Source organism: Alicyclobacillus sacchari (assembly GCF_004366795.1).
GTDB lineage: Bacteria > Bacillota > Bacilli > Alicyclobacillales > Alicyclobacillaceae > Alicyclobacillus > Alicyclobacillus sacchari.
Genome location: NZ_SORF01000002.1, coordinates 203,630 through 229,342, shown reverse-complemented (window position 1 = coordinate 229,342; position 25,713 = coordinate 203,630). Strand labels below are relative to the sequence as shown.

24 protein-coding genes and 1 pseudogene are annotated in these 25,713 nt (G+C 56.1%); 23 read left to right on the top strand and 2 right to left on the bottom strand.

Annotation, left to right across the window (positions count from 1 at the left end; translation table 11 throughout):
* The first annotated feature begins 72 nt into the window (after nucleotides 1-72).
* The 5 genes from C7445_RS03260 to C7445_RS03240 all read left to right on the top strand — a co-directional run bounded on the left by C7445_RS03260 (nucleotide 73) and on the right by C7445_RS03240 (nucleotide 6,241).
* Nucleotides 73-825 carry a phosphocholine cytidylyltransferase family protein gene (locus tag C7445_RS03260; RefSeq protein ID WP_134158602.1) on the top strand — a complete coding sequence of 251 codons (753 nt, stop codon included), beginning with the start codon at nucleotides 73-75 and terminating at the stop codon, nucleotides 823-825.
* A complete protein-coding gene (locus tag C7445_RS03255; protein ID WP_134158601.1) occupies nucleotides 818-1,555 on the top strand; it encodes a CDP-alcohol phosphatidyltransferase family protein in 738 nt (245 codons plus the stop codon). The genes C7445_RS03260 and C7445_RS03255 overlap by 8 nt, the downstream gene beginning before the upstream one ends.
* A gap of 35 nt (nucleotides 1,556-1,590) precedes the next feature.
* Entirely contained in the window at nucleotides 1,591-2,982 is a 1,392-nt protein-coding gene (locus tag C7445_RS03250; RefSeq protein WP_208320817.1) for a cobyrinic acid a,c-diamide synthase CobB, read from the top strand.
* Nucleotides 2,983-3,083: 101 nt separating this feature from the next.
* Nucleotides 3,084-4,877 carry a S9 family peptidase gene (locus tag C7445_RS03245; RefSeq protein ID WP_166668964.1) on the top strand — a complete coding sequence of 598 codons (1,794 nt, stop codon included), beginning with the start codon at nucleotides 3,084-3,086 and terminating at the stop codon, nucleotides 4,875-4,877.
* A gap of 173 nt (nucleotides 4,878-5,050) precedes the next feature.
* Entirely contained in the window at nucleotides 5,051-6,241 is a 1,191-nt protein-coding gene (locus C7445_RS03240; RefSeq protein WP_134158598.1) for a 4-hydroxybenzoate 3-monooxygenase, read from the top strand.
* A 4-nt stretch (nucleotides 6,242-6,245) separates the two neighbouring features.
* On the opposite strand, the gene C7445_RS03235 is transcribed toward C7445_RS03240, so the two are convergent.
* Entirely contained in the window at nucleotides 6,246-7,031 is a 786-nt protein-coding gene (locus C7445_RS03235) for an IclR family transcriptional regulator (protein WP_134158597.1), read from the bottom strand.
* A 211-nt stretch (nucleotides 7,032-7,242) separates the two neighbouring features.
* On the opposite strand from C7445_RS03235, the gene C7445_RS03230 reads away from it, so the two are divergent.
* The 14 genes from C7445_RS03230 (at nucleotide 7,243) to C7445_RS03165 (ending at nucleotide 19,536) form a co-directional block, all read left to right on the top strand.
* Nucleotides 7,243-8,055, top strand: a complete 813-nt coding sequence (locus tag C7445_RS03230; RefSeq protein ID WP_134158596.1) for a DODA-type extradiol aromatic ring-opening family dioxygenase — start codon at nucleotides 7,243-7,245, stop codon at nucleotides 8,053-8,055.
* 70 nt (nucleotides 8,056-8,125) lie between these two features.
* Entirely contained in the window at nucleotides 8,126-9,562 is a 1,437-nt protein-coding gene (locus tag C7445_RS03225) for an aldehyde dehydrogenase (RefSeq protein ID WP_134158595.1), read from the top strand.
* 13 nt (nucleotides 9,563-9,575) lie between these two features.
* Entirely contained in the window at nucleotides 9,576-10,358 is a 783-nt protein-coding gene (locus C7445_RS03220) for a 2-keto-4-pentenoate hydratase (RefSeq protein WP_134158594.1), read from the top strand.
* A gap of 33 nt (nucleotides 10,359-10,391) precedes the next feature.
* Nucleotides 10,392-11,276 (top strand): acetaldehyde dehydrogenase (acetylating), encoded by an 885-nt coding sequence (locus C7445_RS03215; protein WP_134158593.1) that lies wholly within the window; start codon nucleotides 10,392-10,394, stop codon nucleotides 11,274-11,276.
* A gap of 12 nt (nucleotides 11,277-11,288) precedes the next feature.
* Entirely contained in the window at nucleotides 11,289-12,308 is a 1,020-nt protein-coding gene (dmpG, locus tag C7445_RS03210) for a 4-hydroxy-2-oxovalerate aldolase (RefSeq protein WP_134158592.1), read from the top strand.
* Between the two features lie 33 nt (nucleotides 12,309-12,341).
* The gene (locus tag C7445_RS03205) at nucleotides 12,342-13,115 is read left to right on the top strand and encodes a 2-keto-4-pentenoate hydratase (protein ID WP_134158591.1); all 774 of its coding nucleotides are present in this window, start codon (nucleotides 12,342-12,344) and stop codon (nucleotides 13,113-13,115) included.
* A 68-nt stretch (nucleotides 13,116-13,183) separates the two neighbouring features.
* A complete protein-coding gene (locus tag C7445_RS03200; RefSeq protein ID WP_166668963.1) occupies nucleotides 13,184-13,375 on the top strand; it encodes a 2-hydroxymuconate tautomerase in 192 nt (63 codons plus the stop codon).
* Between the two features lie 26 nt (nucleotides 13,376-13,401).
* Nucleotides 13,402-14,346, top strand: coding sequence for an amidohydrolase family protein (locus C7445_RS03195; RefSeq protein WP_134158590.1), 945 nt, complete (start codon nucleotides 13,402-13,404; stop codon nucleotides 14,344-14,346).
* A gap of 206 nt (nucleotides 14,347-14,552) precedes the next feature.
* A complete protein-coding gene (locus C7445_RS03190; RefSeq protein ID WP_134158589.1) occupies nucleotides 14,553-15,500 on the top strand; it encodes a catechol 2,3-dioxygenase in 948 nt (315 codons plus the stop codon).
* 49 nt (nucleotides 15,501-15,549) lie between these two features.
* Nucleotides 15,550-16,197: a GntR family transcriptional regulator gene (locus C7445_RS03185; RefSeq protein ID WP_243834917.1), complete on the top strand. Its 648-nt coding sequence runs from the start codon at nucleotides 15,550-15,552 to the stop codon at nucleotides 16,195-16,197.
* A 91-nt stretch (nucleotides 16,198-16,288) separates the two neighbouring features.
* Nucleotides 16,289-17,194, top strand: a complete 906-nt coding sequence (locus C7445_RS03180) for a DUF6282 family protein (protein WP_134158587.1) — start codon at nucleotides 16,289-16,291, stop codon at nucleotides 17,192-17,194.
* Between the two features lie 60 nt (nucleotides 17,195-17,254).
* Nucleotides 17,255-17,971 (top strand): PIG-L deacetylase family protein, encoded by a 717-nt coding sequence (locus tag C7445_RS03175; RefSeq protein ID WP_134158586.1) that lies wholly within the window; start codon nucleotides 17,255-17,257, stop codon nucleotides 17,969-17,971.
* The gene (locus C7445_RS03170) at nucleotides 17,968-18,663 is read left to right on the top strand and encodes a 4-carboxy-4-hydroxy-2-oxoadipate aldolase/oxaloacetate decarboxylase (RefSeq protein WP_134158585.1); all 696 of its coding nucleotides are present in this window, start codon (nucleotides 17,968-17,970) and stop codon (nucleotides 18,661-18,663) included. The genes C7445_RS03175 and C7445_RS03170 overlap by 4 nt, the downstream gene beginning before the upstream one ends.
* Before the next feature lie 3 nt (nucleotides 18,664-18,666).
* Entirely contained in the window at nucleotides 18,667-19,536 is an 870-nt protein-coding gene (locus C7445_RS03165; protein ID WP_134158584.1) for an NAD(P)-dependent oxidoreductase, read from the top strand.
* Between the two features lie 62 nt (nucleotides 19,537-19,598).
* Here C7445_RS03165 and glpX read toward each other — a convergent pair whose 3' ends face one another.
* Entirely contained in the window at nucleotides 19,599-20,567 is a 969-nt protein-coding gene (gene glpX, locus C7445_RS03160; RefSeq protein ID WP_134158583.1) for a class II fructose-bisphosphatase, read from the bottom strand.
* 235 nt (nucleotides 20,568-20,802) lie between these two features.
* On the opposite strand from glpX, the gene ppdK reads away from it, so the two are divergent.
* From ppdK to C7445_RS14815, 4 genes and pseudogenes are all read left to right on the top strand, one after another.
* On the top strand, nucleotides 20,803-23,493 hold the full coding sequence (gene ppdK / locus C7445_RS03155) for a pyruvate, phosphate dikinase (protein WP_134158582.1): 2,691 nt from the start codon (nucleotides 20,803-20,805) through the stop codon (nucleotides 23,491-23,493).
* A 36-nt stretch (nucleotides 23,494-23,529) separates the two neighbouring features.
* Nucleotides 23,530-24,249, top strand: coding sequence for a helix-turn-helix transcriptional regulator (locus C7445_RS03150; protein WP_243834909.1), 720 nt, complete (start codon nucleotides 23,530-23,532; stop codon nucleotides 24,247-24,249).
* Entirely contained in the window at nucleotides 24,246-25,085 is an 840-nt protein-coding gene (locus C7445_RS03145) for a pyruvate, water dikinase regulatory protein (protein ID WP_243834916.1), read from the top strand. The genes C7445_RS03150 and C7445_RS03145 overlap by 4 nt, the downstream gene beginning before the upstream one ends.
* A 31-nt stretch (nucleotides 25,086-25,116) precedes the next feature.
* A pseudogene (locus C7445_RS14815) lies at nucleotides 25,117-25,485 on the top strand (VOC family protein).
* The last annotated feature ends 228 nt before the right edge of the window (nucleotides 25,486-25,713 follow it).

The window sequence follows — 25,713 nt, the reverse complement described above, 5'->3', positions numbered from 1 at the left end:
GTAATTTATCGGTCTTGTTGCTGAGATCGCTAGATAAACAGAAACCTGTCGATTCATGGGGGAATCTTTCATATGCAACCGACTGCAATAATCTTGGCCGCCGGCATGTCAAGTCGTTTGCGACCGTTGACGGAAGATCGGCCAAAGTGCCTGCTTCCTGTCGGACCGAAGGCCATTTTGGATTGGCAGCTCGAAGCGCTGCAATCCGTTGGTGTGCAAGACTTGATTGTCGTCGTGGGTTACCGGAAAGAGATGATTCAAGAACATATTGCAAATCACCATCCGTCATTTTCGGTGCGCTATGTCGAGAACTTGGCATTCGACCGTACCAACACGTTGTTTTCGCTCAAAGAGGCGATGTTGGTTTGGGATGGCGACTTTTACTATATGAATGCGGATGTCGTGTATGACAAGCGCATCCTGCAACGCCTCGCGCCAGGTCTTGTTGGCGGTTTTCTGGCAATTGATAAAAAGCAGTGCCGGGACGAAGAAGTCAAGGTCATCGTCCGAGACGGTCGGATTTCCGAAATTGGAAAGCACCTGAATCCGGACATTTGTGAAGGCGAGTTTATCGGCGTTGCAAAATTTACGGGTGACTTCGTGCGACGGTTTCGGCAGCAGGTGCTGGATCTCGCCGTCGCTGGGAACGAAATGAAGTTTTTCGAGTATGCCCTTGATGCCATGGCCGATAAGTCCGATATGATCCCTGTCGATATCACGGGATTGCCTTGCGTCGAGATCGACTTCCCTGAAGACTATGCGTTTGCGACAGAGCAAGTTGTACGGCATTTGGTCGACAACGAGGAGGAGAGCACGCATGTCTGAATTGGCTAAGATCAATGCGTGCGCAAAGCGGCCCATCGATATCTGGACCAATTACATTTACTATCCGCTTTCCATTCGCCTGGTGTACCTGATTCGCAACACGCGTATCAAACCGAATGAAATCACGCTTTTTTCCATGTTTTTATGTCTAGTCGGATGCGTGGGTTTTGCAGTTGGTGTCCGTTCATACGTCGTTGCAGGGCTCGTGCTCGTTCAGGTCTCCTACGTGTTCGATTGCGCGGATGGCCAACTGGCTCGCTATAAACAAGAGTTTTCGCCCATTGGTGGTTGGCTCGACCAAGTTTCGGATCGCATTAAGGAGTTCGCCATTTACTTCAGTCTGGCTTATGGCTACACCCGCTTTCACGATCGCGATTTGACCGTTTGGAAATGGGCTGTGATCGCTTTGTTCAGCCTGTACTTGCTCGAATATTACGGGCAGATACACTTCAAGCCACGAGCACTTGCGGCAACTGCCGACGGTGCCTCGTTGACGTCGACGACTTCAACCGAAGCCGAGCCAGTGAGTGGCTTTGGACGAGCGCAGCGCCTGCGGAGCTTTGTCCCATTTCGCGGCTTTATCATTGGCGAACAATACTTCGCGATGCTCGTCTTCGTGGCTTGCAACGCGATCGTGCCACTGTTTCGTTTTGTTGCCATCGTCGGGTTGCTCATGTGCGTGTACCGCCCGGCTGTGCAATACTACAAGTGGAGCCGCGGTTATCGGTGATCTGATCACTTTGCGGCAAGCACGGAGGTTTTATCATGAATCGCCCTCGTTTGGTGGTTGCCGGAACCCACAGCGGTGTCGGCAAGACGACGATTTCCATTGCCCTGATGCGCGCATTGTCCCAAACCGGACTGCGCGTTCAGGGCTTTAAAGTTGGGCCGGATTATATCGATCCTTCGTATCACGCGGTCGCAACCGGGCGAGCGAGTTACAACCTCGACAGTTGGATGGCTGCTCCCGACATCGTGCGCGAAATATTCGATCGCGCGAGTCGCAGTTGCGATATCTCCATCATTGAAGGCGTGATGGGGCTGTTTGATGGCAAGGATGCGCTGTCCAATACCGGGAGTACCGCGGCCGTTTGTACGTTGCTCGAAGCTCCGGTGCTGCTCGTCATCGACGCGGCAGCCAGCGCTCGAAGTGCCGCCGCCGTCGTGCACGGCTTTCAAACGTTTGATCCAAAGGTCAAGATTGCTGGCGTGATCGCAAATCGGGTTGCGGGCGCAGGGCATTTTGATCTGGTGCGGACGGCGATTGAGTCGTCGTGCGGCGTGCCAGTGGTTGGCTATCTACCTCCATACGCGGATGCAACGCTTCCTGAGCGGCATCTTGGATTGGTTCCTGCGGCGGAGCAGGGAAGTCTCGACGAATGGTTAGATGGGCTCGCCGCAAATCTGATACAGACGGTGGACATCGCGGCCGTATCGCGGCTTGCTCAGGCAGCGAACCTTTGGATCCCGCAGGCACCGCAAGTGTTTCTGCAGGCCGCTTCCGCAGAGAAGGCAACCATTGCGATCGCACACGATGAGGCGTTCAACTTTTACTATCAGGAGAATCTCGATTTGCTGCGCTTTTATGGCGCTAAATTGTTGCCATTTCGCCCGCTGGACAACGAACCGGTGCCCTGGGCGGCTGACGGGTTGTATCTTGGTGGTGGGTTCCCGGAGGTGTTTCTGGAGCGCTTGGCAAAGGCGGATCAGGCCTTCGCAAGCCTGCGATCCGCAGTGGAGGCGGGCATTCCAGTATGGGCAGAGTGCGGTGGCATGATGTTGCTCGCCGACGCCATCGTTGACACGTCGGGAAATCGCTTCGACATGGCTGGTGTGCTCCCGGTGACTGTGGAGATGACCGAGCGCTTGGCTGGTTTTGGTTACCGTGAATTCGAAATGGCTCCGGGCAGCTTTCTTGAAGATGTGGGTGGACGGGTACGTGGACACGAATTTCACTACTCGCGAATCATGTCCGCGGAAGCTAGCCTGCCGCCGGCTTATGTGATCCATCAGGGTGAAAAGCGGCGTCTGGAAGGGTTTAGCCAGGGCAGCGTAATCGCTGGCTATACGCACATCTACTTTCCGTCGCATCCAGAGATGGCCGCCCAGTTTGTGCAACGATGTGCGGATTGGCGTCTGGCGGCGGGACGTTCATAGTTCGCTGCCAGATGCGGCATGTTGTGCTAGAATCAGAGCGACAGTTCAAATTCGCAGTCGGGGTGCCCGATTGACTGGGGCCGCCGCAGGAGGTCGTTCTGATGATTCAGATACCAAAGCCAGACGCGGAACAACTCTTTCGCACGTATTCCATTACTTCCTTCACGGTCAGCAAGGATGAATCGCGGATTGCGTTCTCGACAAACCTGAGCGGCAAGTACAACGTGTGGGGAATGGACGTCGGTCAACACTATCCGTATCCGTTGACGACACAGGACCAGACACCCGCGTATATACGCTTTGATCCGGTGGGCCGCTATTTACTTGTCGGATTTGACAACGACGGCGATGAAAACGTGCAAATGTACCTCGTCTCGCCCCATGGCGGAGCTTTGCAACCCATCCGAACGGCCCCGGGGCGGCGGCATTACCTCGCATCCATTTCCAACGACGGCAACCGAATCTACTACTGTTCCGACAAGGACAATCACATGTATCTGAACGGATATGTGTACAACTTGGAAACGGATTCAGAAACGGTTTTATACGAAGGTGCGCAGGTTCCGACGTTTTTAGCCGACGTTGCAAAAGACGAGTCGAGCTTCGTCACGGTATCGACCTACGCCAACACCTATGTTACGGCCCATGTTCACGAAGGCGATCAACGGCGTTGTTTGACGCCCGATGAGCACGTCGTGCATGTCGTCTCATCTTTGCAATACGTTGGAAGGCAAATTGTCTTTACGACAAACTACGGCGAGGACGACGCGTACGTCGCTCGCTACGATTTGGAAACCAGTGAGTTTGCAAAGGTGTGGCAGCCGGAACATGGCGGTGCACAACAACTGGTCGTTGACGAACAGTCGAATGTGGCGTACGTAACGGTCAGTTATGGCGTGCGTGACGCGTTGTTCCGGATCGACCTCAGTACGCTGGAGGCCACGGCGATTTCTTGTCCTGCTGACGTGATCGCCGAAATGCACGTAGGGGAGAGCGGTGCCTTGTACATACGGGCGATGCGTGATATCGCACCCTCCAATCTATACGTGCGCGACATGGACGGCTCTTGGACGTTGCTGACCGGAAATCGCGTCATGGGTGTGTCCGAGTCCGAGTTGGTGTCTGCCGAGGTTGTCCGCTTCCCATCCCACGATGGTTTAGAACTCGAGGCTCTGTGGTTTCAGGCGAACCCGGCGACGGCAAACGGATATACGGTCGTTTGGCCGCATGGCGGGCCGCAGGCGTCAGAGCGCAAAACATTTCGTCCGTTTTTTCAATTCCTGCTGCTTCGCGGGTACAACGTGTTCGCGCCGAACTTTCGCGGAAGCAGCGATTATGGCGCGAAGTTCATGAAGATGGTCGAGCGCGATTGGGGTGAGGGACCGCGCCTTGATATGGTAGCGAGCATCGAGTGGCTGATTGGGCAAGGCTTGGCCGATAAGGATAGGCTGTTCTTGGTGGGCGGCAGTTACGGCGGCTACATGACTTTGCTCCTGCACGGTCGCCACGCGGACTATTTCCAGGCCTGTGTGGACATCTTCGGGCCGTGCAATCTGCTCACGTTTGCGAAATCGGTCCCGGATCACTGGAAACCGATGATGAAACAGTGGCTTGGCGATCCGGACGATCCGGCGGATCGCGAACGATTGATTCAAGATTCACCGATCACCTATCTGGACGGCATGACGAAGCCGATGCTTGTCATCCAAGGCGCGAATGATCCGCGTGTCGTGCAAGCTGAGTCAGACCAAATCGTTGCGGCCCTGCGCAACCAAGGCAGAGAAGTCGAATATATGGTCTTCTCTGACGAAGGGCACGGTTTCATGAAAAAGGATAACGAGATTGCGGCGTACAAGCGCATTGTGGACTTCCTTGACGAACATCGCCGCAAGTGACGAACAACGCGCGCGATCGACTCGTGAAATACGCTGTCGATCGCGCTTTTTCTGCAGTTGTTCCGGATACAGAAACATCTTCGTTGGGATGGCGGAGAGTGAGGCGTACACTGTTCCTGTGGAAGTGCTTTCGGTCGCGGGTGCGTACCGATGTAAGAACGGGAGGTAGGCATATGCGAACACAGGTGGCAATTGTCGGAGCAGGACCGGCTGGTTTAATGCTATCGCATCTGCTGGCGCAGGCGGGAATTGCCTCCATTGTCTTGGAGAGCCGCACGCGTCAGGCGATTGAAGAAACCATCCGCGCCGGCGTGCTGGAACAGGGGACCGTCGACGTCATGCGCGAATTGGGACTGGCGGATCGGATGGAGCAGATTGGCGAGCGGCACGCAGGCATTGAATTTCGGTTTCGTAGCCGTGGTCACCGCATCCCGTTACGGGATTTGACGAACGGCAAAGAGGTTACGATTTACGCGCAGCACGAAGTGATCAAGGATCTTGTCGCCGCACGGCTTGCACAGGGCGGGGAAATCGCGTTTGGCGTGAGCGGTGTGCAACTGCACGACGTCGATAGCGCACGGCCGCGAGTGACGTTTCGGAGGTCGCCGGATGGACCAGAAGAGGAAATTGCGTGTGACTTTATCGCCGGTTGCGACGGTTTTCATGGACCGAGCAGGCAGAGCATCCCAACGTCCCTTCGCAGGGAGTACCACAAGACATTTCCTATGGGATGGCTCGGCATCTTGGTAGAAGCGCCGCCTTCGAGCGCAGAACTAATTTATTGTAACCACGATCGTGGTTTTGCGCTGGTCAGCACCCGTTCGCCCGAAGTTCAACGGATGTACATACAGGTTGACGCAGCGGACGACATCGCCAACTGGTCGGACGACCGAATCTGGACCGAATTGCGGACACGACTGGCAACCGATGATGGGTGGGCACCCATTGAGGGTCCAATCATTCAAAAATCCATCGTCGGTATGCGCAGTTTTGTCTGCTCGCCGATGCGGTTCGGCCGATTGTTCCTAGCCGGAGATGCCGCGCACATCGTGCCACCGACCGGCGCAAAAGGGTTGAATTTGGCAGTATCGGACGCACGCGTGCTGGCCGCCGCCATCGTCGAATTCTATCGCCAGAACAAAACAGATTTGTTGTATCGCTACTCGCAAATCTGTTTGCGGCGGGTGTGGAAGGCGGAGCGGTTTTCCAACGCGATGACACAGATGCTACATCGCTTTCCGGAACACACTCCTTTTGAGCGCGAGATTCAACTGGCTGAACTCGATTATGTGACATCGTCTCCACACGGACTCGCAACCATCGCAGAAAATTACGTTGGCTTGCCTATCGAGTGGAACGCCTGAACCATCAGCGTGTTCGCTCGTAATAGCCGAGCCGACTGGAGATTTCCTTGCTGATGGAGATGAGCGTCTTTGCGAGCGACTTCATCTTTTCGTCGGTGAATCGAGCGGCAGGACCGACCGCGGTGACGGCGCCAATGACCTGCCGCGTGTAATCGCGCACAGGTGCGGCGACGGAATGCACGCCCTCGCGCAATTCACTTCGGCTGAAAGCGTATCCGTCGTTTCGAATCTGCGCCAAAACCTGCCGAAGCTGATCTGGGTTGGTGATGGTGTTGGGCGTCATGGGGCTCAGCCCACGTTGAATCACTTCTTCGATCATTGCGCTGTCCTGATAGGCGAGAATGACCTTGCCGGAGCTCGTGCAGTGCAGCGGATTTTTCCGCCCCAGATGGGTTGCGATTTGCACGGGGTGTTTGCACTCCAACTTGCTGACGTACACGGTGGCGTAGTCTTCAAGAACCGCCAGATGGACGGTTTCGTCAAATCGATTGACGAACTCCTCAAGGAGGTGTTGCCCTTCGCGGCATATTTCAAGATTCGACATAATAATGCCGCCAAGACTGAGCACCGAAAGGCCCAACCGGTATCGGTGCGTCGATTCGTCACGCCGCGCGAAACCTTCCTCCGCCAGCGTGGTCATCACGCGGTGGACAGTACTTTTTGACAATCCGAGCTTTTCGGCAATCTGTGTGATGCCCAGTTCCGGCTCGTCGGTTGTGAAACATTTCAGAGCATGCAAAGCGTTCTTCAGCGATGACAGCGTTCGATAGTCTGCTGCCTGACGCTCCATACGTGTCGCCTCCAATCCTGGGCGGTTGATGGATTTGGTTTGACATGGTCTTCGCATGTTCCGCATAGAGAAACAGCGACGTGTTGTAACCGTTTGCGCCTGTGCTACGATGAACCCGAAGCTTTCCACCCAAAGCGTCGCGGCTGACCGTGCGGACCATGTTGACGATGGTTGTCAGCACACCGATTTGTAAACGAGGGAGGAAATCGCCATGAGTCTTGAACTGGCGATGATCACGCCGCATACACCGCGCATCTGCCACCGGGATCGCATTCCCGAATTTCAAAAGCCGATGGTCGACGCCATGCTCAAGTGCGCCGACTTGATCGACGCAGTGAATCCCGATGTCGTTGTCATCATCTCGTGCCACTGGATGTCTAGCTTCATCCATTATGTCGACATTACACCGAGGCATCAAGGTATTTTGACCGCGGTCGAATGTCCGGATTTAATCACCGACGTTCCATATGATCACCCAGGTCATTCGGAACTCGGCCGCCAGCTGGTGGATGCAGGCAAGGCGGCGGGTCTGCAGGTCGTCGGTATCGACGATCCGACCTACGTCTGGGATTACGGCACGGTCGTACCTCTGCGGTACCTATTAAACCGCCGTGATATTCCAGTTGTCGATTTATCCGTCTGCTGGGCGGCATCCATCGACGAGTCCATACGCTGGGGCGAAGTCATAGGCGAAGTATTTCTGCAAAGTCCACTGCGGATCGTCTTTTTGGCAAGTGGCGCCTTGGCGCATAATCTCGGCCGCGGACCGGAATTGTGGCCAAATATCACGGAACAGGCGCTGGATCGCGAGTTTTGTCAGTACCTGGTGAAGGGCGATAAAACGTCCGCCGTTTCGATGCTGCCATCGTACGTGCGTGCGGCAGGGGTCGAGTCGGGTGGCCGTCATGTCGCCGTCTTGCTCGGTGTCCTGCGCAAACAATTTACGGGCGAGCTGCACGGCTACGGGCCGTCATCGGGATCGGGCAATCCGGTGTTGACGATTCGTTACCAGGACGCCGGTTGATGTATCGCAGCTCGCGATGGCCGAACGCTATCTAGACTACCACAACGAGGGTACAGGTGAGGGAGAAGCGATGGAAAACGTATTGCATTTTATCGATGGCAAGTTCTGTGCGTCTGAGAACGGCCGCACGTTTGACAATATCAATCCAGCAACTGGCGACAAGATTGGTGTGGTCGCTGAGGGCGGAAGAGCCGAAATTGATCGCGCTGTCGCCGCCGCGCGGCGGGCATTCAAGACATGGGGGAAGACGCCTGCCGCTGAGCGAGCTGCCATCATGCACCGTATTGCAAATTTGATTGAAGAAAATTTGGAAGAGCTTGCACTGCTCGAGACCATGGATACCGGGAAGCCGTTATCTTTGGCTAAAAGCCTCGACATTCCACGTTCAGCCTACAACTTCCGGTTCTTTGCCGACTTCGTCAAGGGTATGAGCACCGAGACATTCGAAATGGAGGGCGTGGCACTGAACTATGCCCTGCGCCGGCCGGTCGGCGTTGCAGGCTTGATCTCGCCGTGGAACCTGCCGCTGTTTCTGCTGACGTGGAAAGTGGCGCCGTGCTTGGCGGCTGGAGACACATGTGTCATCAAGCCAGCTGAACTGACGCCGATGACGGCGACCAAGCTGGCTGAAATTTGCCAAAAAGCGGGCGTGCCCGACGGCGTTGTCAACGTCGTACACGGCTTTGGCCCGGACGCGGCCGGCTCGGCGTTGACCGAGCACCCAGATGTCGATCTCATCTCTCTGACGGGCGAGACGACGACGGGTAAGGCTGTGATGAAGGCTGCCTCCTCGTCGCTCAAGCGGCTATCGTTGGAACTAGGCGGCAAGAATCCGAACATCGTGTTTGCCGATTGCGATCTCGAAGACGCCCTGACGACGACCATCCGCTCGAGCTTTGTCAATCAAGGCGAAGTCTGTCTCTGCGGATCGCGGATTTACGTGGAGCGCCCGCTTTATGACAAGTTTGTCGCGGGTCTTGTCGAGAAGACGTCGCAATTGGTCGTGGGCGATCCGCTTGATCCGAACACGAACGTCGGTGCTCTCATCTCCCAAGAACACCTGGAACGCGTCGAAGGTTTTGTGCAGCGCGCAATCGAGCAGGGGGGGCGCGTGCTCATTGGTGGCAAACGTCCAGAACATCTGACGAAGGGCGCGTTCTTTGAGCCGACCATTATTGTTGACGTCGATGCTTCCTGCGAGATCACCCGTCAGGAGGTGTTTGGCCCGGTCGTCACCATCCAGCCGTTTGACACTGAAGAAGAGGTGATTGCTGCAGCGAACGATACGAGCTATGGATTGGCGGCGACCATCTGGACATCGAACCTAAAGCGCGCTCACCGTGTTGCCGGCGAGATCGAGGCCGGAATCATCTGGGTGAACACGTGGTTCCTGCGCGATTTGCGCACTCCGTTTGGCGGCATGAAACAGAGCGGCATCGGCCGTGAGGGCGGCGTGCACAGCTTCGAGTTCTTCTCCGAGCTGAAAAACGTCTGCATCAAGCTGTGATGAGGTGATGGAGATGGCGGAATATCGAGTGCAGGATTTGGCGGCAGAACTTTCTGCGGCGGAGCGCGCATTGCGCGCGATTCCGCCGCTGACGGAGCGGTTTCCGGACATGTCGATGGAGACGGCGTACCAAGTGCAGTTGATGAACGTCGAGACTAAGCGACAAGCGGGTGACCGGATCGTCGGCCACAAAATTGGCCTTACGAGTAAGCCGATGCAGCAGATGCTTGGCGTTAGCGAGCCGGATTTTGGCCACTTATTCGCATCGATGCAGTATCAATCCGGAGATGTCGTCGACTTCCCGCTGATACAACCAAAGGTGGAACCCGAACTGGCGTTTTTACTCGCGGAAGATCTGCCCGGTCCGAACGTGGACGTCTACGCCGTCCTACGCGCGACGCGTGCGGTCGTACCGGCGATTGAAGTGATTGATAGCCGCATTGCCGATTGGCAAATCCGGCTTGCTGACACGATTGCGGACAATGCGTCCGCTGGCTGCTTCGTCCTCGGAGACGAGCCGACGCCGATAGGTCAAGCGAATCTGACGACGTGTGGTGCCGTGCTCAAAATCAACGGCGAGGTCGCGGAGACAGGCGCAGGCGCTGCGGTCATGGGCCATCCGGCGGCGGCTGTGGCGTGGCTCGCGAATAGGCTGTCTTCCCTTGGTACAACCCTGCGCGCAGGCGACATCGTGCTGTCAGGTGCTGTTAGTGCCGCGGTGCCGGTGTGCGCAGGCGATCACATTCTCCTTTCGTTCGGTCGCCTCGGCCGGGTTGAACTGACGATGGCGAAGTGATCGGCTTCTTATTTTCTATGGGGGTGACCAGGTATGCCAAAACTTGCGGCTGCCATTGTCGGATCGGGCAATATTGGTACCGACTTGATGATCAAATTACAGCGCAGCGAATGGATTGAACCGCGTTGGATGATCGGGATTGATCCGGAATCCGACGGGTTGCGCCGCGCCAAACACGCCGGTCTGGAAGTGTCAGCGGAAGGCCTGGCTGCCATCCTGAACGCGGGCATACGTCCGGACGTCGTGTTTGACGCGACAAGTGCGAAGGCGCATGTGCGCCATGCCAAGTTATTGCGAGAAGCGGGTATTCAGGCCATCGACCTGACGCCAGCCGCACGCGGACCATACGTGATCGCGGCGGTCAATCTGCAAGAGCACCTGGATTCGCCGAACGTGAACATGGTGACCTGCGGAGGCCAGGCGACCGTTCCGATTGTGCATGCGGTCAGCCGCGTCGTCGGCGTTTCGTATGCTGAAATCGTGGCGACGATTTCAAGCAAAAGCGCCGGTCCAGGGACGCGCGCCAACATCGACGAATTCACGGAGACGACCTCGCGTGCCATTGAGACGATTGGCGGGGCTCGCCGAGGCAAGGCCATCATTATTCTCAACCCGGCCGAGCCACCGATTTTAATGCGCGACACCATCTACTGTTTGATGGACGAAACGGCGGACGACGTGAAAGACAAAGTGCTTGCCTCCATCCACGAGATGGTGCAGCACGTGCAAACCTACGTGCCAGGCTATCGCCTCAACCGGGAGCCTATTTTCCGCGACAATCTGGTGAGCATTTCGATTGAAGTGGAAGGACTCGGCGATTACCTGCCGGTTTATGCGGGCAATCTCGACATCATGACAGCAGCCGCGGTCAAATTTGCCGAAGAGTATGCCAAACATCGCGCTGCGGTCAGCCAGTGAGGAGGAACAGACATGGCGTACAAATATCGGATTGAAGTGACAGACGTCACCCTCCGCGACGGGATGCATGCCGTGCGCCACCAGTTCAGCGTCGAGGATGCCCGCGCAATTGCGTCGGCGCTCGACGGCACGGGCGTTGCCCTGATTGAAGCGGCCCATGGCGACGGTTTGGGCGGAAGTTCTGTGCAGTACGGCTTTGCGAAGGAAGAGGAAGCAGATTACCTCCAGGCTGTTTGCTCGTCAGTGCAGAACGCGAAAGTCGTTGCGCTCCTGTTGCCTGGCATCGGCACCGTGGAGGACTTGAAGCACGCGGTCGAGTACGGCATTCGCGGCGTGCGGGTGGCGACGCATTCGACCGAGGCGGACATCTCGGCGCAACATATCGAAGAGGGACGCAAGTTGGGCCTGGACGTGGTTGGATTTCTCATGATGTCTCACATGACCGACGTGGATAGGCTGGTGGAGGAAGCGAGAAAAATGGCGACGTATGGGGCGCACGCTGTCTACATCGTCGACTCCGCCGGCGCCATGCTGATGGACGAAGTGCGCCGCAAGGTGTCTGCACTGCGCAGCGCACTGCCGGACGAAGTGCAAGTGGGATTCCACGCCCATAACAATCTCGGCGTCTCCGTTGCCAACTCTATCGCGGCGGTCGAGGAAGGGGCGTATCGCATCGATGCAAGCCTCGGCGGATTGGGTGCAGGTGCTGGCAACACGCCGCTCGAGGTGTTTGTCGCGGCATGCGAGAAGTGCGGTATCGATACGGGTGTTTCGCTTTATCCGGCCATGGACGCCGCGGAAGACGTTGTACGCCCGCGCATGCATCGGCCCATCATCACGGACCGCACAGCGCTCACGCTTGGTTACGCAGGGGTCTATTCGAGCTTCCTGTTGCATGCACAGCACGCGGCCAAACTATTTTCCGTCGATGTTCGCGACGTCCTGGTAGAACTCGGTAACCGACGCGTAGTGGGTGGCCAGGAAGACATGATTGTCGACGTCGCGTATGAAATTGCACATCGACAGGCATGAGCTTTGTGCGGCAAGTCCTAGGAGGATGGAACCATGAATCTACAGGCGATTGCGGACGAGTTATACCGACACCAAATATCCGCTACCGAATTAGAAAAGTTGACAGTTCGTTACGATGGGCTGTCTGTCGACGATGCATATGAAATTCAACAGATTTGCATGAGCCAATACATGAACGCTGGCCAAAAACTCGTCGGTTGGAAGATGGGATTGACGAGCAAGGCAAAGCAGCGATCGGTTGGTGTCGAAGAGCCCATTTTTGGGCATCTGCTTGATGGGATGGAGCTCTATGAACCTCACGTGTCTCTAACAGGGCTGATTCATCCGCGCGTAGAGCCGGAACTTGCGTTCATTTTCAAGCATCGTCTCGAAGGAGACAGGATTTTGCCGCGAGACGTCTGGCTTGCGACCGAATGTGTGGTTCCTGCTGTCGAAATCATCGACAGCCGTTACAAAAACTTTTCCTTCACGCTCGTCGACGTCGTGGCCGACAATGCCTCGAGCGCGAAGTTTTATCTTGCCGAACAGGCCTATGCGCCCTACCAAATTGCACTTGACCAAGTTGGTGTCGTCATGCGGCGTAACGGTGAAGTCGTGCAAACCGGTGCGGGTGCCGCAGTTCTCGGTCACCCGGTGCGATCCGTTGTGGAACAGGTACGGATGTTAAGTCGGATAGGAAAAGCCGTGGAACCTGGTATGGTCGTCTTGACAGGAGGCATTACAGAAGCGATTTACATTCACGACAGAGATCAGATCTCTGTCTCCTTTGAAGGAATGGGCGAGATCGAACTGTCTGTCGGTCAATGAATTCTCCAACTCTCGGGGGCTCATTTTGCCCCCTTACGGGTATGTGCTTTACGAAAGGGGCTTGTGACATGCCGTTAGTGCAGATGAGCATTCTGGAGGGTCGATCCGCCGACACCAAGCGAGCACTTATCCAGGAAGTGACGGACGCCGTCGTGCGTACGCTCGGCGTTCAGCCGGATGCGGTGCGTGTGTTGCTCTACGAAATGCCAAAAGCAAACTGGGCGGTTGGCGGCGTTTCAAAGGCCGATTCCTCGTCCTGAACACGGCTTCTGGAGGAGGATACAGCATGTATGATGTGCATTCGCATTGGATACCGCCGGAGGTCCTGGACTGGTTAAAGACCAATGGAGCCATCGAGGCGGTGTGGGAACAAAAAGCACCTGACAAAGAACCGTTTCTGACGGTTGGCGGCAAGTGGTCATTCGAGCTCAAACGAGCATTTTACGATCTCGATGTGTATCTTGCAGATCAGGCTGCAAGCGGTATTGAACATACACTTGTCTCACCGGTTCCGCAGTTGTTCCTCTATGAAGCGGAGCCGGACATGACGAACGAGCTTGCCGCGATCTACAACGAAGCTTTGGTACGCCTTGTGGATGCCCATCGCGATCGTCTATCGGCTTTGGCGACGCTCTCGTTAAACGATCCGGACGCAGCTTGCGACCAACTGGAACGGGCCATGGCACAAGGACTGAAAGGCGCCATAATTGGCCCGGGAGTCGGCGACGTTGCTTTGAGTGATGAGCGCTTCGCGACATTGTGGGCCACTGCCGACCGTTTAGGTGCTATCGTCTTCATTCACCCGCTGTTAAATACCGATAAGCGGATTCAAAAGCTGATGATGCCCAATCTGATTGGCGTTCCGTGGGAAACGACGATTTGTGCCCTCGATTTGATTCTAAGCGGCAATCTTGATCGATATCCGCATGCACGCATCTTGCTTGCGCATGGCGGCGGTTTTCTGCCGTATCAACTTGGGCGCCTGAACAAAGGATATGAGGTTTGGCCACAGGTGAAGGCGCGCCTGGACGACGAGCCGGCTGCCTACATACGGCGATTTTGGTATGACAGTGTGTTGTGGTCGCCTGAGGCGTTGCAACTGCTTTGCAGCACTGCGGGAAAAGAACGGGTTTTGCCCGGATCGGACTATCCATTTGATTTGAAGGCTTGGCCGCCCGTCACATCCGAAGAGGCGTCAGTCAGAGATTGGCTTGGTCTGACAAATGCATGACTTGTAAGATAGGCGACTGTCCATGTAACTGACAGTCGCCTATTTTATGACGTTGCTTGCGAGATACAGGTGAAAGCGTTGACAAACGGCGTTTGCAAGTGCAGAATCATGTTGTATACATCTTTGTCATACAATATTGAGTAGCAACTGTAGGGATGTTGAATCCTTGCAGACGGCGGAGGTCTGCGACAGGATGGTGAAACGGTGTGACAAACGGCTTGTGCTTCGATGTTGCGCATGTGGGTCACGTTGAACTACTGACTCCGAAGCCAGATGAAAGCCTCTGGTTCTTCCGTGAGATCTTAGGTATGGAGGAAGTCGCACGGCAAGGGCAATCTGTCTATTTGCGTTGCTTTGGAGACTATGAACGCTATTCGGTCAAACTGACGGAGTCTGAACGGGCGGGTGTCGGCCATACGGCACTTCGAACCGTAAGCGAGGCCGCTTTAGAACGACGTGTCCAGGCAATTACGGAGGCAGGAGTGGACGGCCGATGGCACGATGGCGATGTCGGCCATGGACGTGGATATCAATTCCAGGGGCCGGACGGCCACCTGATGGAGATCTATTATGAAACAGAATACTACCGACCACCGGAAAATCTGCGTCCAACGCTTAAGAATCAGCCGCAGAAATTTACAGCTCGCGGCGTCGGTGTCAAGACGATGGACCATGTAAACTATTTATCCTCGCATGCCGAAGCAGACGGCGATTTTGTCGAGAAGTGTCTAGGGCTGCGCTTAACGGAGCAAATTCAACTGAACAACGGGCGTCGTCCTGGCGTGTGGTACCGTTGTACCAATAAATCATACGATCTCGTCTACACCCAAGACGCCACAGGGGCACGCGGCCGCTTGCACCACATTGCCTTTCGTGTCGATACCAACGAGGCCATCTGGCGCGCGGCGGATCTCTTTGTCGACGCTGGTGTCTTTATCGAGTTCGCTCCGAGCAAGCACGCAATCAATCAGACGTACTTTGTATATGTGTATGAGCCCGGGGGGAACCGGATCGAAATCTGCTCCGGCGGTTATCTCGTACTTGCGCCTGACTGGGAGCCCATCACATGGACAGAGGAAGAGCGTGCACGTGGCCAGGCTTGGGGGAACAAGACCGTGGAAAGCTTTCATCACTATGGCACGCCTGTGGTATAACTGTGCATAAAAGCAGAAGTTGTCGGAAAGGCGGTGCCGGCTCTTGGAGATGCAGAGCCAGGGGTACACAGAAGATGAATGCTATCGAAAGTTGCGGACTGCCATTATCGACGGCACGCTCATGCCCGCGCAGCGACTGGTGGAAATGGATCTGGCACGTTGGCTTGGAGCAAGCCGGGCAACGGTGCGAACGGTGCTGGCGCGATTAGAACAAGAGGGACTGGTTGAGCGCGAGCGCTATCGCGGCGCCCGCGTGCGCCACGTGTCCCACGAAGAAGCAGTCGAGATATTGGAGGTACGCATGGCGTTGGAATGCATCATCGCCCGCTATGCGGCAGAGCGTGCAACCGATGAGGAGATTGCCAAAATGGAGGAGCTCTTGGGCTGGATGCGCGAAAAATTCGAAGAGGGAGATCTCGTTTCCTATTCCGAAGGCAATGCCAGGTTGCATCGATCAATTGCCGAGATGTCCCGCCATACCACCGCTCGCAGACTGCTCGATACGCTCAACTCACAAAACGTCCGTTACCAGTATCGAACCATTCTCGCCCCTGGCCGATCGCATCCCTCGTTCTTGGAGCACGCCGCCATTGTGCAGGCCATTGCCGGGCGGGATGCGGACGCCGCCGAGCACGCGATGCGCAAGCACCTGTCTCATGTTTGTGATACCTTGCGCAAGATGAGGTCAGGGCCCTGACCTCGAAAGTGTTCTTCGTCACAGCTTGGATTGTCTACAATATTGTCGCCAAAAGTGCATTTCGATTTCTCAGGAAGGGCGGTTTCATCCGATGTCCCAGTCCGAACACATCATCCGCTTGTTGTCGGGGGCCTACGACTTACACGTTCATGTCTGGCCAGACTTGGTGGAGCGCAGCGTCGACGACGTGACGCTGGCGCACCAATTTAGCACCGTCGGTTGGCGCGGTTTTGCACTAAAGTCGCACTATTTTCCAACGGTTGAGCGAGCCAAAGTCGTGTCCGCCGTCGTACCGGGAGTCGACGTCATCGGCACGATCGCGCTGAATCACACGGTTGGCGGTTTCAACCCGGTCGCTGTCGATATCGCCGGGCGTGCTGGTGCACGCATTGTCTGGTTGCCGACCGTCGATGCAAGCAATGAAAGCCCAGAGAAGCAAAAGGCACGCGGTGCCGCACATCTGCCGTTCTGGGCGCGCATTCAGGAAGAGGTACGGGCGCAAGGCATCCAGCCCACGTCGCTTTCCGTTCTCGATGAACGTGGACAAGTGCGCGACGATGTGAAGGCGTGCCTTGAACTCATCCGCCAATACAAAATGGTACTCGCCACTGGTCACTTGGCTCGTGATGAGATCTTCGCCGTCGTCGAAACAGCTCGCGAAATTGGCGTCGATCGCGTGATTGTCACGCATGCCTTATTCCCTTCGCAGGCGCTTTCCATCGCAGATCAGGTGCGTCTTGCTGAGATGGGAGCAGTCATCGAGCATTGCTACACGACGTTCTACACCAGCAAGTGTGACTGGAAACAGCTGTTTGATGCAATCCATGCGGTGGGTCCGGAACGTACGTTGCTATCGACAGACCTTGGGCAAAAAACGAATCCTGGCATCGTGGACGGTCTCATGGATTACGCCGCAAGACTACTCGCTGCATCTGTTCCTGAAGCGGATGTTCGCAAAATGCTCGTCGACAATCCGGCCCGCTTGATTTCATTGTAGGGCCAGAAAACTTTCCCACTTATTTTCCCGCTTTGAGTGCGTGGAAGGAGGACAATGGATATGTCACAACCCGGAACGTTATTGGTCGTCAGTGCCCATGCAGCAGATTTCGTGTGGCGGTCAGGTGGTGCCATTGCGCTGCACAGTGCACAGGGCTGGAAAGTGAGGGTGCTGTGTTTGACCTTTGGCGAGCGCGGCGAGTCGGCCCGCCTGTGGAAAGAAGGGAAGAGTCTGGAGGACATCAAATCTGTGCGCCGTTTCGAAGCGGAACAGGCTGCGGCAATCTTGGGCGCAGAAATCCGGTTCTTTGATGTGGGCGATTACCCCATCGATGTTACACCGGAACTTCGCAACGACTTGGTTCAGGAAATTCGCGAAAATCGCCCGAACATTATTCTGACACACACATTCGTCGATCCCTACAACGCCGATCACCCACGCACGGCGGAACTGGTTCGCGAAGCACGCATTCTGGCACAGGCGCACGGATATCCATCGGAGCATCCACCCATCGGTGCACCGCAATTGTACTCCTTTGAACCGCATCAACCGGAACAGTGTCAGTTTCGCGTCGATCTACTCCTCGATATCACCTCGGTCTTCGAAAAAAAGCGGCAGGCTATGGAATGCATGCAAGCGCAAGAACATCTGTGGATGTACTACACCGACGTGGCGAAACGTCGTGGCATGCAAGCGGGGCGCAATTCCGGGCAGGACATCGTGTACGCGGAGGCCTATCAACGCGTTTTCCCATCGGTCGGAGGTGCGTTTGTATGAAGCCTGTCATTGTAACGGACGTCCGACGACCGAACAAAGATCTTGTTGAACAGATTGGAAGCTATTCAGTTGCGACATTACACGAGGCCATGGGCCGGAGTGGCCTCATGTTCCCGTACATGCGTCCAATTTATCCTGGCGCAAAAGCGTTTGGCGCAGCGGTCACCGTTTTAAGCCATCCTGGCGACAACTTAATGATTCATGCGTCGCTCGACGTCTGCGAACCGGGGGACATTGTCGTCGTCACTACCACGTCACCGTCGACAGATGGCATGTTTGGCGAACTGCTCGCCACTTCGATGAAAGCGCATGGCGTCACCGGGCTCATCACGGAAGCAGGTGTGCGGGACGTGGAGGAATTGGCTGCGTTACAGTTCCCGGTGTGGTCGCGTGCGATCAGTGCACAGGGAACGGTGAAGGCGACCCCTGGTTGCGTAAACGTGCCTATCGTCTGTGCAGGAGTCACGGTGCGCCCTGGTGATATCATCGTAGCGGATGCCGACGGGGTCGTGTGCGTACCGCAGGAACGCGCGACAGAGATTGCTCTCTTGGCACAGGCACGGATTGAAAAGGAGGAAAGGACGCGCACCCGTCTGCAGAGTCGCGAATTAGGACTGGATATTTACGGACTGCGCGAAAAGCTAAAAGCGATGGGCGTGATCTGGGTCTCTCAATCCGAATGGGAGGGCTGAGCCATGCGGCTTGGTTTCATCGGTTTTGGTGAAGCGGCATCGACCATCGCGCTTGGACTAAGCGAAACAGGTCTTGCCAATATGATCGCCTATGATGCGATGCGAAGCATCGCGATGGAGGAGCGTGCACGGGCGGCTCGTGTCCAGCTTGTCGACAGTCCTAGAGACGTCTGTACACAGGCGGATGTGGTGTTGTCCATGGTAACCGCAAGCGTTGCGGCCGATGTGGCACGCACGGTCGCGCCCTACCTGAGTCCCCGACAAGTTTATGCCGATCTCAATTCCTGTTCACCAGCGGTAAAACGCGAAATCGGCAAATTAGTCAACGAAGCACAGCCGAAGGCGCTATATGCCTCAGTCGCTGTGATGTCGGCCGTTGGACCACATCGCCATCTTGTACCAATGGTCACAGACGGGCCGGGGGCAGAGGCGTTTGCGGCAGCGCTTACCCCATATGGGTGCAACATTCGGGTATTGGCCGGGGAGATTGGCTCGAGCGCGGCTTTGAAGATGTGCCGCAGTACCGTGCTCAAAGGTCTTGAGGCCCTGTTTATCGAGGCTCTTGTCGCCGCGGAGATGTACGGGGTCACCGGTGACATGTTGGCTTCCCTTGACGCATCCTTTCCACAACACGAACTTTCTTCGCTGGCATGGTATCTCGTCGAGCGCAACATGCAGCACGGTCAACGGCGGGCGCACGAGATGGATGAAGCAGCAAGGACGTTGGCAAGCGCAGGTGTCGAACCGCTTGTGGCAGAGGGCGCTGCAAAACGCTTGCACTGGTCGGCGGAGCGGCAAAAGGCGTGGCCTAAGGCATGTCATGACTCACCGCGGGATGCCATCCACCTGCTGGCAAAGGACATGTCGTGTTGATTGAGTAAGGGCAGTCTGCTTGCGGCGGGCTTGGTTGGCCGCAAGCAGGCTGTTTGATCATTTCATCCCAATTGTGCTAGGCGAACGTGGAGAGGGCGATGATGGGTTGCATTCACATGGCGAATGGTGCCAGTGCCTGCGCGCAGCACGACCGAATGCGTGTGCAGGTAGTCGCCTTCGCGCGTAACGCCGTTGAGCCAATCGCCATCGGTAATGCCAGTCGCGGCGAAAATGGCGTCATCACGTCCTGCGAGATCGTGCAATGACAAAGTTCGTGCGGGATCTTCGATGCCCAGCTGCAAGCATCGCTCGCGCTGGTTTGGTGTCTGCACAACTAGGCGGCCTTGAAAGTCGCCGCCGAGGCAACGAAGCGCAACCGCCGCAAGCACGCCCTCTGGGGCACCGCCGGAACCGATATACAGGTCCGTGCCGCCTCGCGGCAACGCCGTCGCAATGGCGCCAATCACATCGCCGCCAGCAAGCAGTTTGACGCGCACGCCAAGGCGGCGAGCCAGTTCGATATGTGCGCGATGCCGATCCCGCTCGAGTATCGCAACGGTTAGTTCTTGAAGTGGTTTTCCGAGCGCTTGTGCGGCTTGTTGCAGAGTCACGGACAAAGGGGCGTCGAGCGAAAGAAGGCCGCGAAGGCGTGGCCCGCAAGCCAGTTTTTCCATATACATATCGGGTGCAGCCAACAGTTGACCTCGCGGTGCGATGGCAGCGACCGACATGGCGTTGGGTAGGGCTTTCGCCAACATCGTGGTTCCCTCTATCGGATCGACGGCGACGTCGACGGCCGGGCCTTGTCCATTTCCCACCTCTTCGCCTTGGGCAAGCATCGGTGCTTCGTCCATTTCGCCCTCGCCGATGACCACGACGCCGCGAATATTCACCGTTTTCAACATCTCCCGGATGGCTGTGGTAGCAGCTCCGTCAGCGCCGTCGCTGTGGCCACGCCCAATCCATGCGCAGGATGCGAGCGCCGCGGCCTCCGTTACGCGAACCAACTCGAGTGCCAATTCTCTCTCCATGCTCCGATTTCCCTCCCGAACGCTATACCCCAGCGGGCTTTGACTACTCATCAGCACAAGAACAATGTTCCTAAGAAACGAGATATACTTTTGTTCTCTATTATGACATCATAATGTTGTCAAAATCAACGATACATCGTAAATATTGCGTCATAATTAAAAGTGTGTTATCTCTATAGTATCAAACCATTCATGCACTTTAGAATTCCATGCTGAACGAGATGGAGGGCAGGTCATGGGGAGAATTGACGAAGTCGCCGCACAAGAACAGAAAGCGCATCCCATTTGGGTATATGCGTTCGATCAGGCTGATCCCGGAGAGCGCGCAAGGCTGGGAGGCAAAGGTGCCAATCTCGCGCAGATGGTGCAGTGGGGACTGCCCGTTCCCCCTGGCTTTACAATCACGACCGAAGCCTGCCAGGCATTTTGGGAACAAGGCGAACGCTTGCCGGACTTTCTACTCGGCGACGTCTCCATGGCGATGCTTCGCCTCGAACGAGCGGCGGGCAAGCGGTTTGGCGATGCGTTTCAACCCCTCTTGGTCTCTGTGCGCTCAGGGGCGCCCGTGTCGATGCCAGGCATGATGGACACCATTCTCAATCTTGGCTTGAACGATTCGACCGTTCGGGCTTTGGCGCATCAATCACAAAACCCTGCGTTTGCCTACGACTCCTATCGTCGGCTCGTACAAATGTTTGCCAATGTAGTATTTCAGGTACCACTCGATCCGTTCGAACACGTGTTGCAGAGTGCGAAAGCGCGCCATGATTGCAAACGCGATCTCGATTTGTCGGCAGACGCTTGGAAGGAAGTTGTCGCCACATGCTTGCGCGTTTATGCCGATCGCGTCGGTGAACCGTTCCCGCAGGATGTGCACACGCAATTGCGACTTGCCATTGAGGCGGTGTTTCGCTCGTGGCGAAGCCAGCGTGCGATCGTATACCACAAGCTGCATGGGATTGCAGAGGATCTTGGTACCGCTGTCAACGTGCAAGCGATGGTCTTCGGCAATATGGGCGAGGACAGCGGAACAGGCGTGATCTTCACGCGCCACCCTGCCACTGGCGAACGCGCGCTATTTGGTGAATTTCTTGTCAACGCGCAAGGTGAAGAGGTTGTCGCGGGCACTCGCACACCCCAACCCATAGCGGAGTTGGCAGTGAAGATGCCCGGCGTTTACCGCGCTCTGAGCAAGGTCGCACATCAGTTGGAAACTCGGTTTCGCGACATGCAGGATGTCGAGTTCACGGTCGAGCGTGGCAGGTTATATGTGCTTCAGACGCGGAATGGCAAGCGTACGGCACAGGCGGCAGTCAAAATCGCGATCGACATGGTGCACGAAGGACTCATTCAACCGCAAGAAGCTTTACTGCGCGTCGACGCACAACATTTGCGGCAACTGCTGTACAGGCGGTTGGAATCGACCACTTCGCTGACGGTTCTGACAAAGGGCCTGCCAGCATCACCCGGAGCAGCCATTGGGCGGATCGTCTTCGATGCCGATACGGCCGTTCATTGGGCAGCGCGCGGGGAGCGGGTGATTTTGGTGAGGCCGGAGACGACGCCCGAGGACATTCATGGTGTGCTGGCAGCCGAAGGCGTCGTGACGATGCACGGTGGGATGACCAGTCATGCGGCGGTCGTCGCGCGCGGTATCGGCAAGCCCGCTGTCTGCGGCTGCGACGATTTGCGGATCGAGTTGGCACAACGAAGTGTGTGTGTCGGCGAGGCGACGCTTCAGGAAGGCGATTGGGTTTCGATCGACGGCGGCACCGGCACGGTGTTCATCGGCCAGGGGACGCTCGCCGAAGCGCAAATGGCCCAAGAACTCAACGAATTGCTCGCCATCGCCGACCAAGTTCGGCGCCTGCGCGTTCGGGCGAATGCCGATACGCCTGAAGATGCGCGGCGTGCGCGCGAATTTGGCGCGGAAGGCATCGGCCTCTGCCGGACGGAACATATGTTTTTATCACCTGCTCGGGTGCCGCTCGTCCAGCGCATGATTCTGGCAACCCAAAGTAGTGAGCGGAAGGCTGCGCTGGACGAACTGCTGCCGCTGCAAGTCGCTGATTTCACCGAGATTTTCCGCACCATGGACGGATTGCCTGTCACGATCCGCCTGCTCGATCCGCCCTTACATGAGTTTTTGCCGCGGGAAGAAGAATTGGCTACAAGGCTCGAGCAGTTGCGTACACAGGGAGCGAGCACAAATGAAATCGACAAAGTCGAACAACTGTTGCGCCAAGCGCGCTATCTGCGCGAAGCGAATCCCATGATGGGGCTGCGCGGTTCCCGCCTTGGCATCGTCTATCCCGAGATTTACGACATGCAGATGGAAGCCATCGTAACCGCTGCGGCACAAGCCATGAAAAGCGGCATCCATGTCGAATTGGAGATCATGCTTCCGCTCATCGGCTCCACTAAGGAGCTGCGCCTCTTGCGCGAACGCATGGAGCAGGTGGGGCAGGCCGTGATGGAGCAGCTTGGCGTGGCAGTCGATTTTCGGATCGGAACAATGATCGAGGTGCCGCGGGCAGCGTTAACAGCGGACGAAATTGCGGAAGATGCGTCGTTTTTCTCGTTTGGAACGAACGATTTGACACAGATGACATTCGCATTTAGTCGTGACGACGCTGAAGGCAAGTTCCTCAACGTTTATTTCGATCGCGATATCCTCTCTTCAAATCCGTTTGAAACGCTGGACACGCGCGGGGTCGGACGGTTGATACAATGGGCGGTCGAGTCGGGTAAGTCGCGCCGCCCCGATTTGAAGACGGGCGTCTGCGGTGAACACGGAGGAGACCCGGCGTCGATTGCATTCTGTGAGGAACTTGGACTCGACTATGTGAGTTGTTCGCCGTTTCGCATCCCGGTGGCACGGATTGCGGCAGCACAAGCGGCCTTGGAGCGCAAGCGGATCGGCTAACGTTTGAGGAATTTGCTTGCATCAAGACAGATAGACATGGTGTACAATGGTGGCGAAGAGGCCATCTTGGACGGCCTGGCAGATCGTGTGCCAGGCCGTACGTTGTTGGAGGAGCTGAGATACATCGAACTCACACCTCGTCAACAGCAAATCTTGCGGCTCGTGCGAACGCACCAGCCGATAACGGGCGACCAACTCGCAGAGATGCTCGGTGTCAGCCGCCCAACCTTGCGATCCGACTTGTCCTTGCTCGTCATGCTCGGGAAGCTCGACGCGAAGCCGCGCGTCGGCTACTTTCTCGGCGAAGAGAGTCCAGATGCCGAAAAACCGCCGTGGGACACCCTGCGCGTCGCAGACGTCCAGTCGTTGCCCGTCATTGTCAGGGAGACGACAACGGTGCACGACGCGGTGATTACGATGTTTTTGGAAGACGTCGGAGGGCTCATTGTGGCCGATGACGACGGTGGGCTTCAGGGTGTTGTATCGCGTAAAGACATGCTTAAGTTCACACTGGGCAATGCGAATGCCACCACACTCCCGGTTGGCATGGTGATGACGCGTTACCCGAACATAGAGACCGTGACGCCAGAAGATCGGGTGGTCGATGCCGCAAGGCGGATGATCGAATACAAGGTGGATAGTCTGCCTGTGGTACATAAACAAGATAGGGAGGATGTGCGCCCGCTCGTCGTGGGGCGTATTACGAAGACCACCTTGGCACGGTTGGTCGCAGAATGGGGGACAACATGGCGATGAGCGAGGCCCGGCGTACCGATGCGCAGACCATTTATGTGTGTTCCGATTCTCTTGGCGATACGGCGGAAGCGGTCGTTCAGGCGGCCATCCACCAATTTGATATGCGGCGCGTGCAAATTGTGCGATGTGCACAATTGCGGACGGAGGACGAAATTCGGGATGTCGTCGAAACCGCTGAACGGTCCGGCGGCTTCATCGCATATACGCTCGTTCAGCCCGAGCTCCGCGAAATGATGAAAGTGGAGAGCATTCGCCGTGGCGTTCGCGTCGTCGATATCATGGGACCGATGATGCAGGCATTTATCGATACGTTTCACGATCACCCAAAGCGCCAGCCAGGGCTCCTGCATACGCTCAACGACGAATATTTCAGGCGCGTGGATGCTATCGAATTTGCGGTGAAAGCGGATGACGGGCGCGATCCGCGAGCATTGTTAAACGCGGACATCGTTTTACTTGGCGTGTCTCGCACATCGAAGACACCTGTGAGTGTCTTTCTTGCACACAAAGGTTTGCGTGTCGCGAATTTACCCTTGGTACCGGAAGTGCGACTTCCAGACGAGTTACGGCAAATTTCTCGAGACCGCATTGTGGGTTTTACCATGCGCGTGGACAACATGATCCGCATCCGGAGTGAACGTCTGCGTCACATGGGCTTGCCCATGCACGCCCAGTATGCGGATAGGCGGCGGATCGAAGAAGAGTTGTTGTACGCGGAAACCGTCGTACGTGACCTCGGATGCCCGCTGATCGACGTTACGGATCGCGCCATTGAGGAAACGGCACAACGGGTATTGGAACTGGTGACCGTGGCACGGCTGGAACAAAGGATATGAAGGCTAGCGGTTTTTTAAGAAGGGGATGAATATGGCATTTACGTTCTCTGGCATTGATCATGTTCAGTTGGCTGCTCCAGAAGGATGCGAGCCTGAGGTACGGAGGCTCTTTGGTGACCTATTAGGATGATCGGCGATCCCCAAGCCAGAAAACCGACAAAAGCGTGGCGGTGTATGGTTTCAATGTGGTGGGCACCAGGTTCATATCGGTGTTCAAACGAACTTCCTTCCAGCTAAAAAAGCTCATCCAGCACTCCGTGTGGAACATCTGGATGAACTCAGACGATATCTAGTCCAAAAAGGTGTTCAAGTCATTGATGATGAACCGTTAGAAGGCGCAAAACGTTTTTACCTTCACGACCCATTTGGCAACCGTCTCGAATTCTTGGAATGGATCTAAATCAGGCGGCACGGTGTTTTGGGGACAATGGATGGCGGCCAATCTCACCAGTGGGATCCCTGTCGTCGTCATCTTCTTATTTTTTCAGCGGCTTATGATCGGAGGATTGGCACACGGGGCGGTCAAAGGATGATGACTCAAATGATTGTCGGTCCAATCCAGCCGTGAAGTGAGGGTGAGCAGCATGATCACGCTATCTGCATTCGCAGACGAAATTTCGCCAAACCA

Bases quoted from the DNA above. Each gene is read 5' to 3' on its own strand.
- C7445_RS03220 (WP_134158594.1), top strand. From the start codon at position 9,576: ATGGCGGAATATCGAGTGCAGGATTTGGCGGCAGAACTTTCTGCGGCG.
- C7445_RS03260 (WP_134158602.1), top strand. From the start codon at position 73: ATGCAACCGACTGCAATAATCTTGGCCGCCGGCATGTCAAGTCGTTTG.
- C7445_RS03205 (WP_134158591.1), top strand. From the start codon at position 12,342: ATGAATCTACAGGCGATTGCGGACGAGTTATACCGACACCAAATATCC.
- C7445_RS03195 (WP_134158590.1), top strand. From the start codon at position 13,402: ATGTATGATGTGCATTCGCATTGGATACCGCCGGAGGTCCTGGACTGG.
- dmpG (WP_134158592.1), top strand. From the start codon at position 11,289: ATGGCGTACAAATATCGGATTGAAGTGACAGACGTCACCCTCCGCGAC.
- ppdK (WP_134158582.1), top strand. From the start codon at position 20,803: ATGGGGAGAATTGACGAAGTCGCCGCACAAGAACAGAAAGCGCATCCC.
- C7445_RS03250 (WP_208320817.1), top strand. From the start codon at position 1,591: ATGAATCGCCCTCGTTTGGTGGTTGCCGGAACCCACAGCGGTGTCGGC.
- C7445_RS03235 (WP_134158597.1), bottom strand. From the start codon at position 7,031: ATGGAGCGTCAGGCAGCAGACTATCGAACGCTGTCATCGCTGAAGAAC.
- C7445_RS03185 (WP_243834917.1), top strand. From the start codon at position 15,550: ATGCAGAGCCAGGGGTACACAGAAGATGAATGCTATCGAAAGTTGCGG.
- C7445_RS03255 (WP_134158601.1), top strand. From the start codon at position 818: ATGTCTGAATTGGCTAAGATCAATGCGTGCGCAAAGCGGCCCATCGAT.
- C7445_RS03200 (WP_166668963.1), top strand. From the start codon at position 13,184: ATGCCGTTAGTGCAGATGAGCATTCTGGAGGGTCGATCCGCCGACACC.
- C7445_RS03230 (WP_134158596.1), top strand. From the start codon at position 7,243: ATGAGTCTTGAACTGGCGATGATCACGCCGCATACACCGCGCATCTGC.
- C7445_RS03180 (WP_134158587.1), top strand. From the start codon at position 16,289: ATGTCCCAGTCCGAACACATCATCCGCTTGTTGTCGGGGGCCTACGAC.
- C7445_RS03170 (WP_134158585.1), top strand. From the start codon at position 17,968: ATGAAGCCTGTCATTGTAACGGACGTCCGACGACCGAACAAAGATCTT.
- glpX (WP_134158583.1), bottom strand. From the start codon at position 20,567: ATGGAGAGAGAATTGGCACTCGAGTTGGTTCGCGTAACGGAGGCCGCG.
- C7445_RS03240 (WP_134158598.1), top strand. From the start codon at position 5,051: ATGCGAACACAGGTGGCAATTGTCGGAGCAGGACCGGCTGGTTTAATG.
- C7445_RS03215 (WP_134158593.1), top strand. From the start codon at position 10,392: ATGCCAAAACTTGCGGCTGCCATTGTCGGATCGGGCAATATTGGTACC.
- C7445_RS03145 (WP_243834916.1), top strand. From the start codon at position 24,246: ATGAGCGAGGCCCGGCGTACCGATGCGCAGACCATTTATGTGTGTTCC.
- C7445_RS03150 (WP_243834909.1), top strand. From the start codon at position 23,530: ATGGTGTACAATGGTGGCGAAGAGGCCATCTTGGACGGCCTGGCAGAT.
- C7445_RS03245 (WP_166668964.1), top strand. From the start codon at position 3,084: ATGATTCAGATACCAAAGCCAGACGCGGAACAACTCTTTCGCACGTAT.
- C7445_RS03225 (WP_134158595.1), top strand. From the start codon at position 8,126: ATGGAAAACGTATTGCATTTTATCGATGGCAAGTTCTGTGCGTCTGAG.
- C7445_RS03175 (WP_134158586.1), top strand. From the start codon at position 17,255: ATGTCACAACCCGGAACGTTATTGGTCGTCAGTGCCCATGCAGCAGAT.
- C7445_RS03165 (WP_134158584.1), top strand. From the start codon at position 18,667: ATGCGGCTTGGTTTCATCGGTTTTGGTGAAGCGGCATCGACCATCGCG.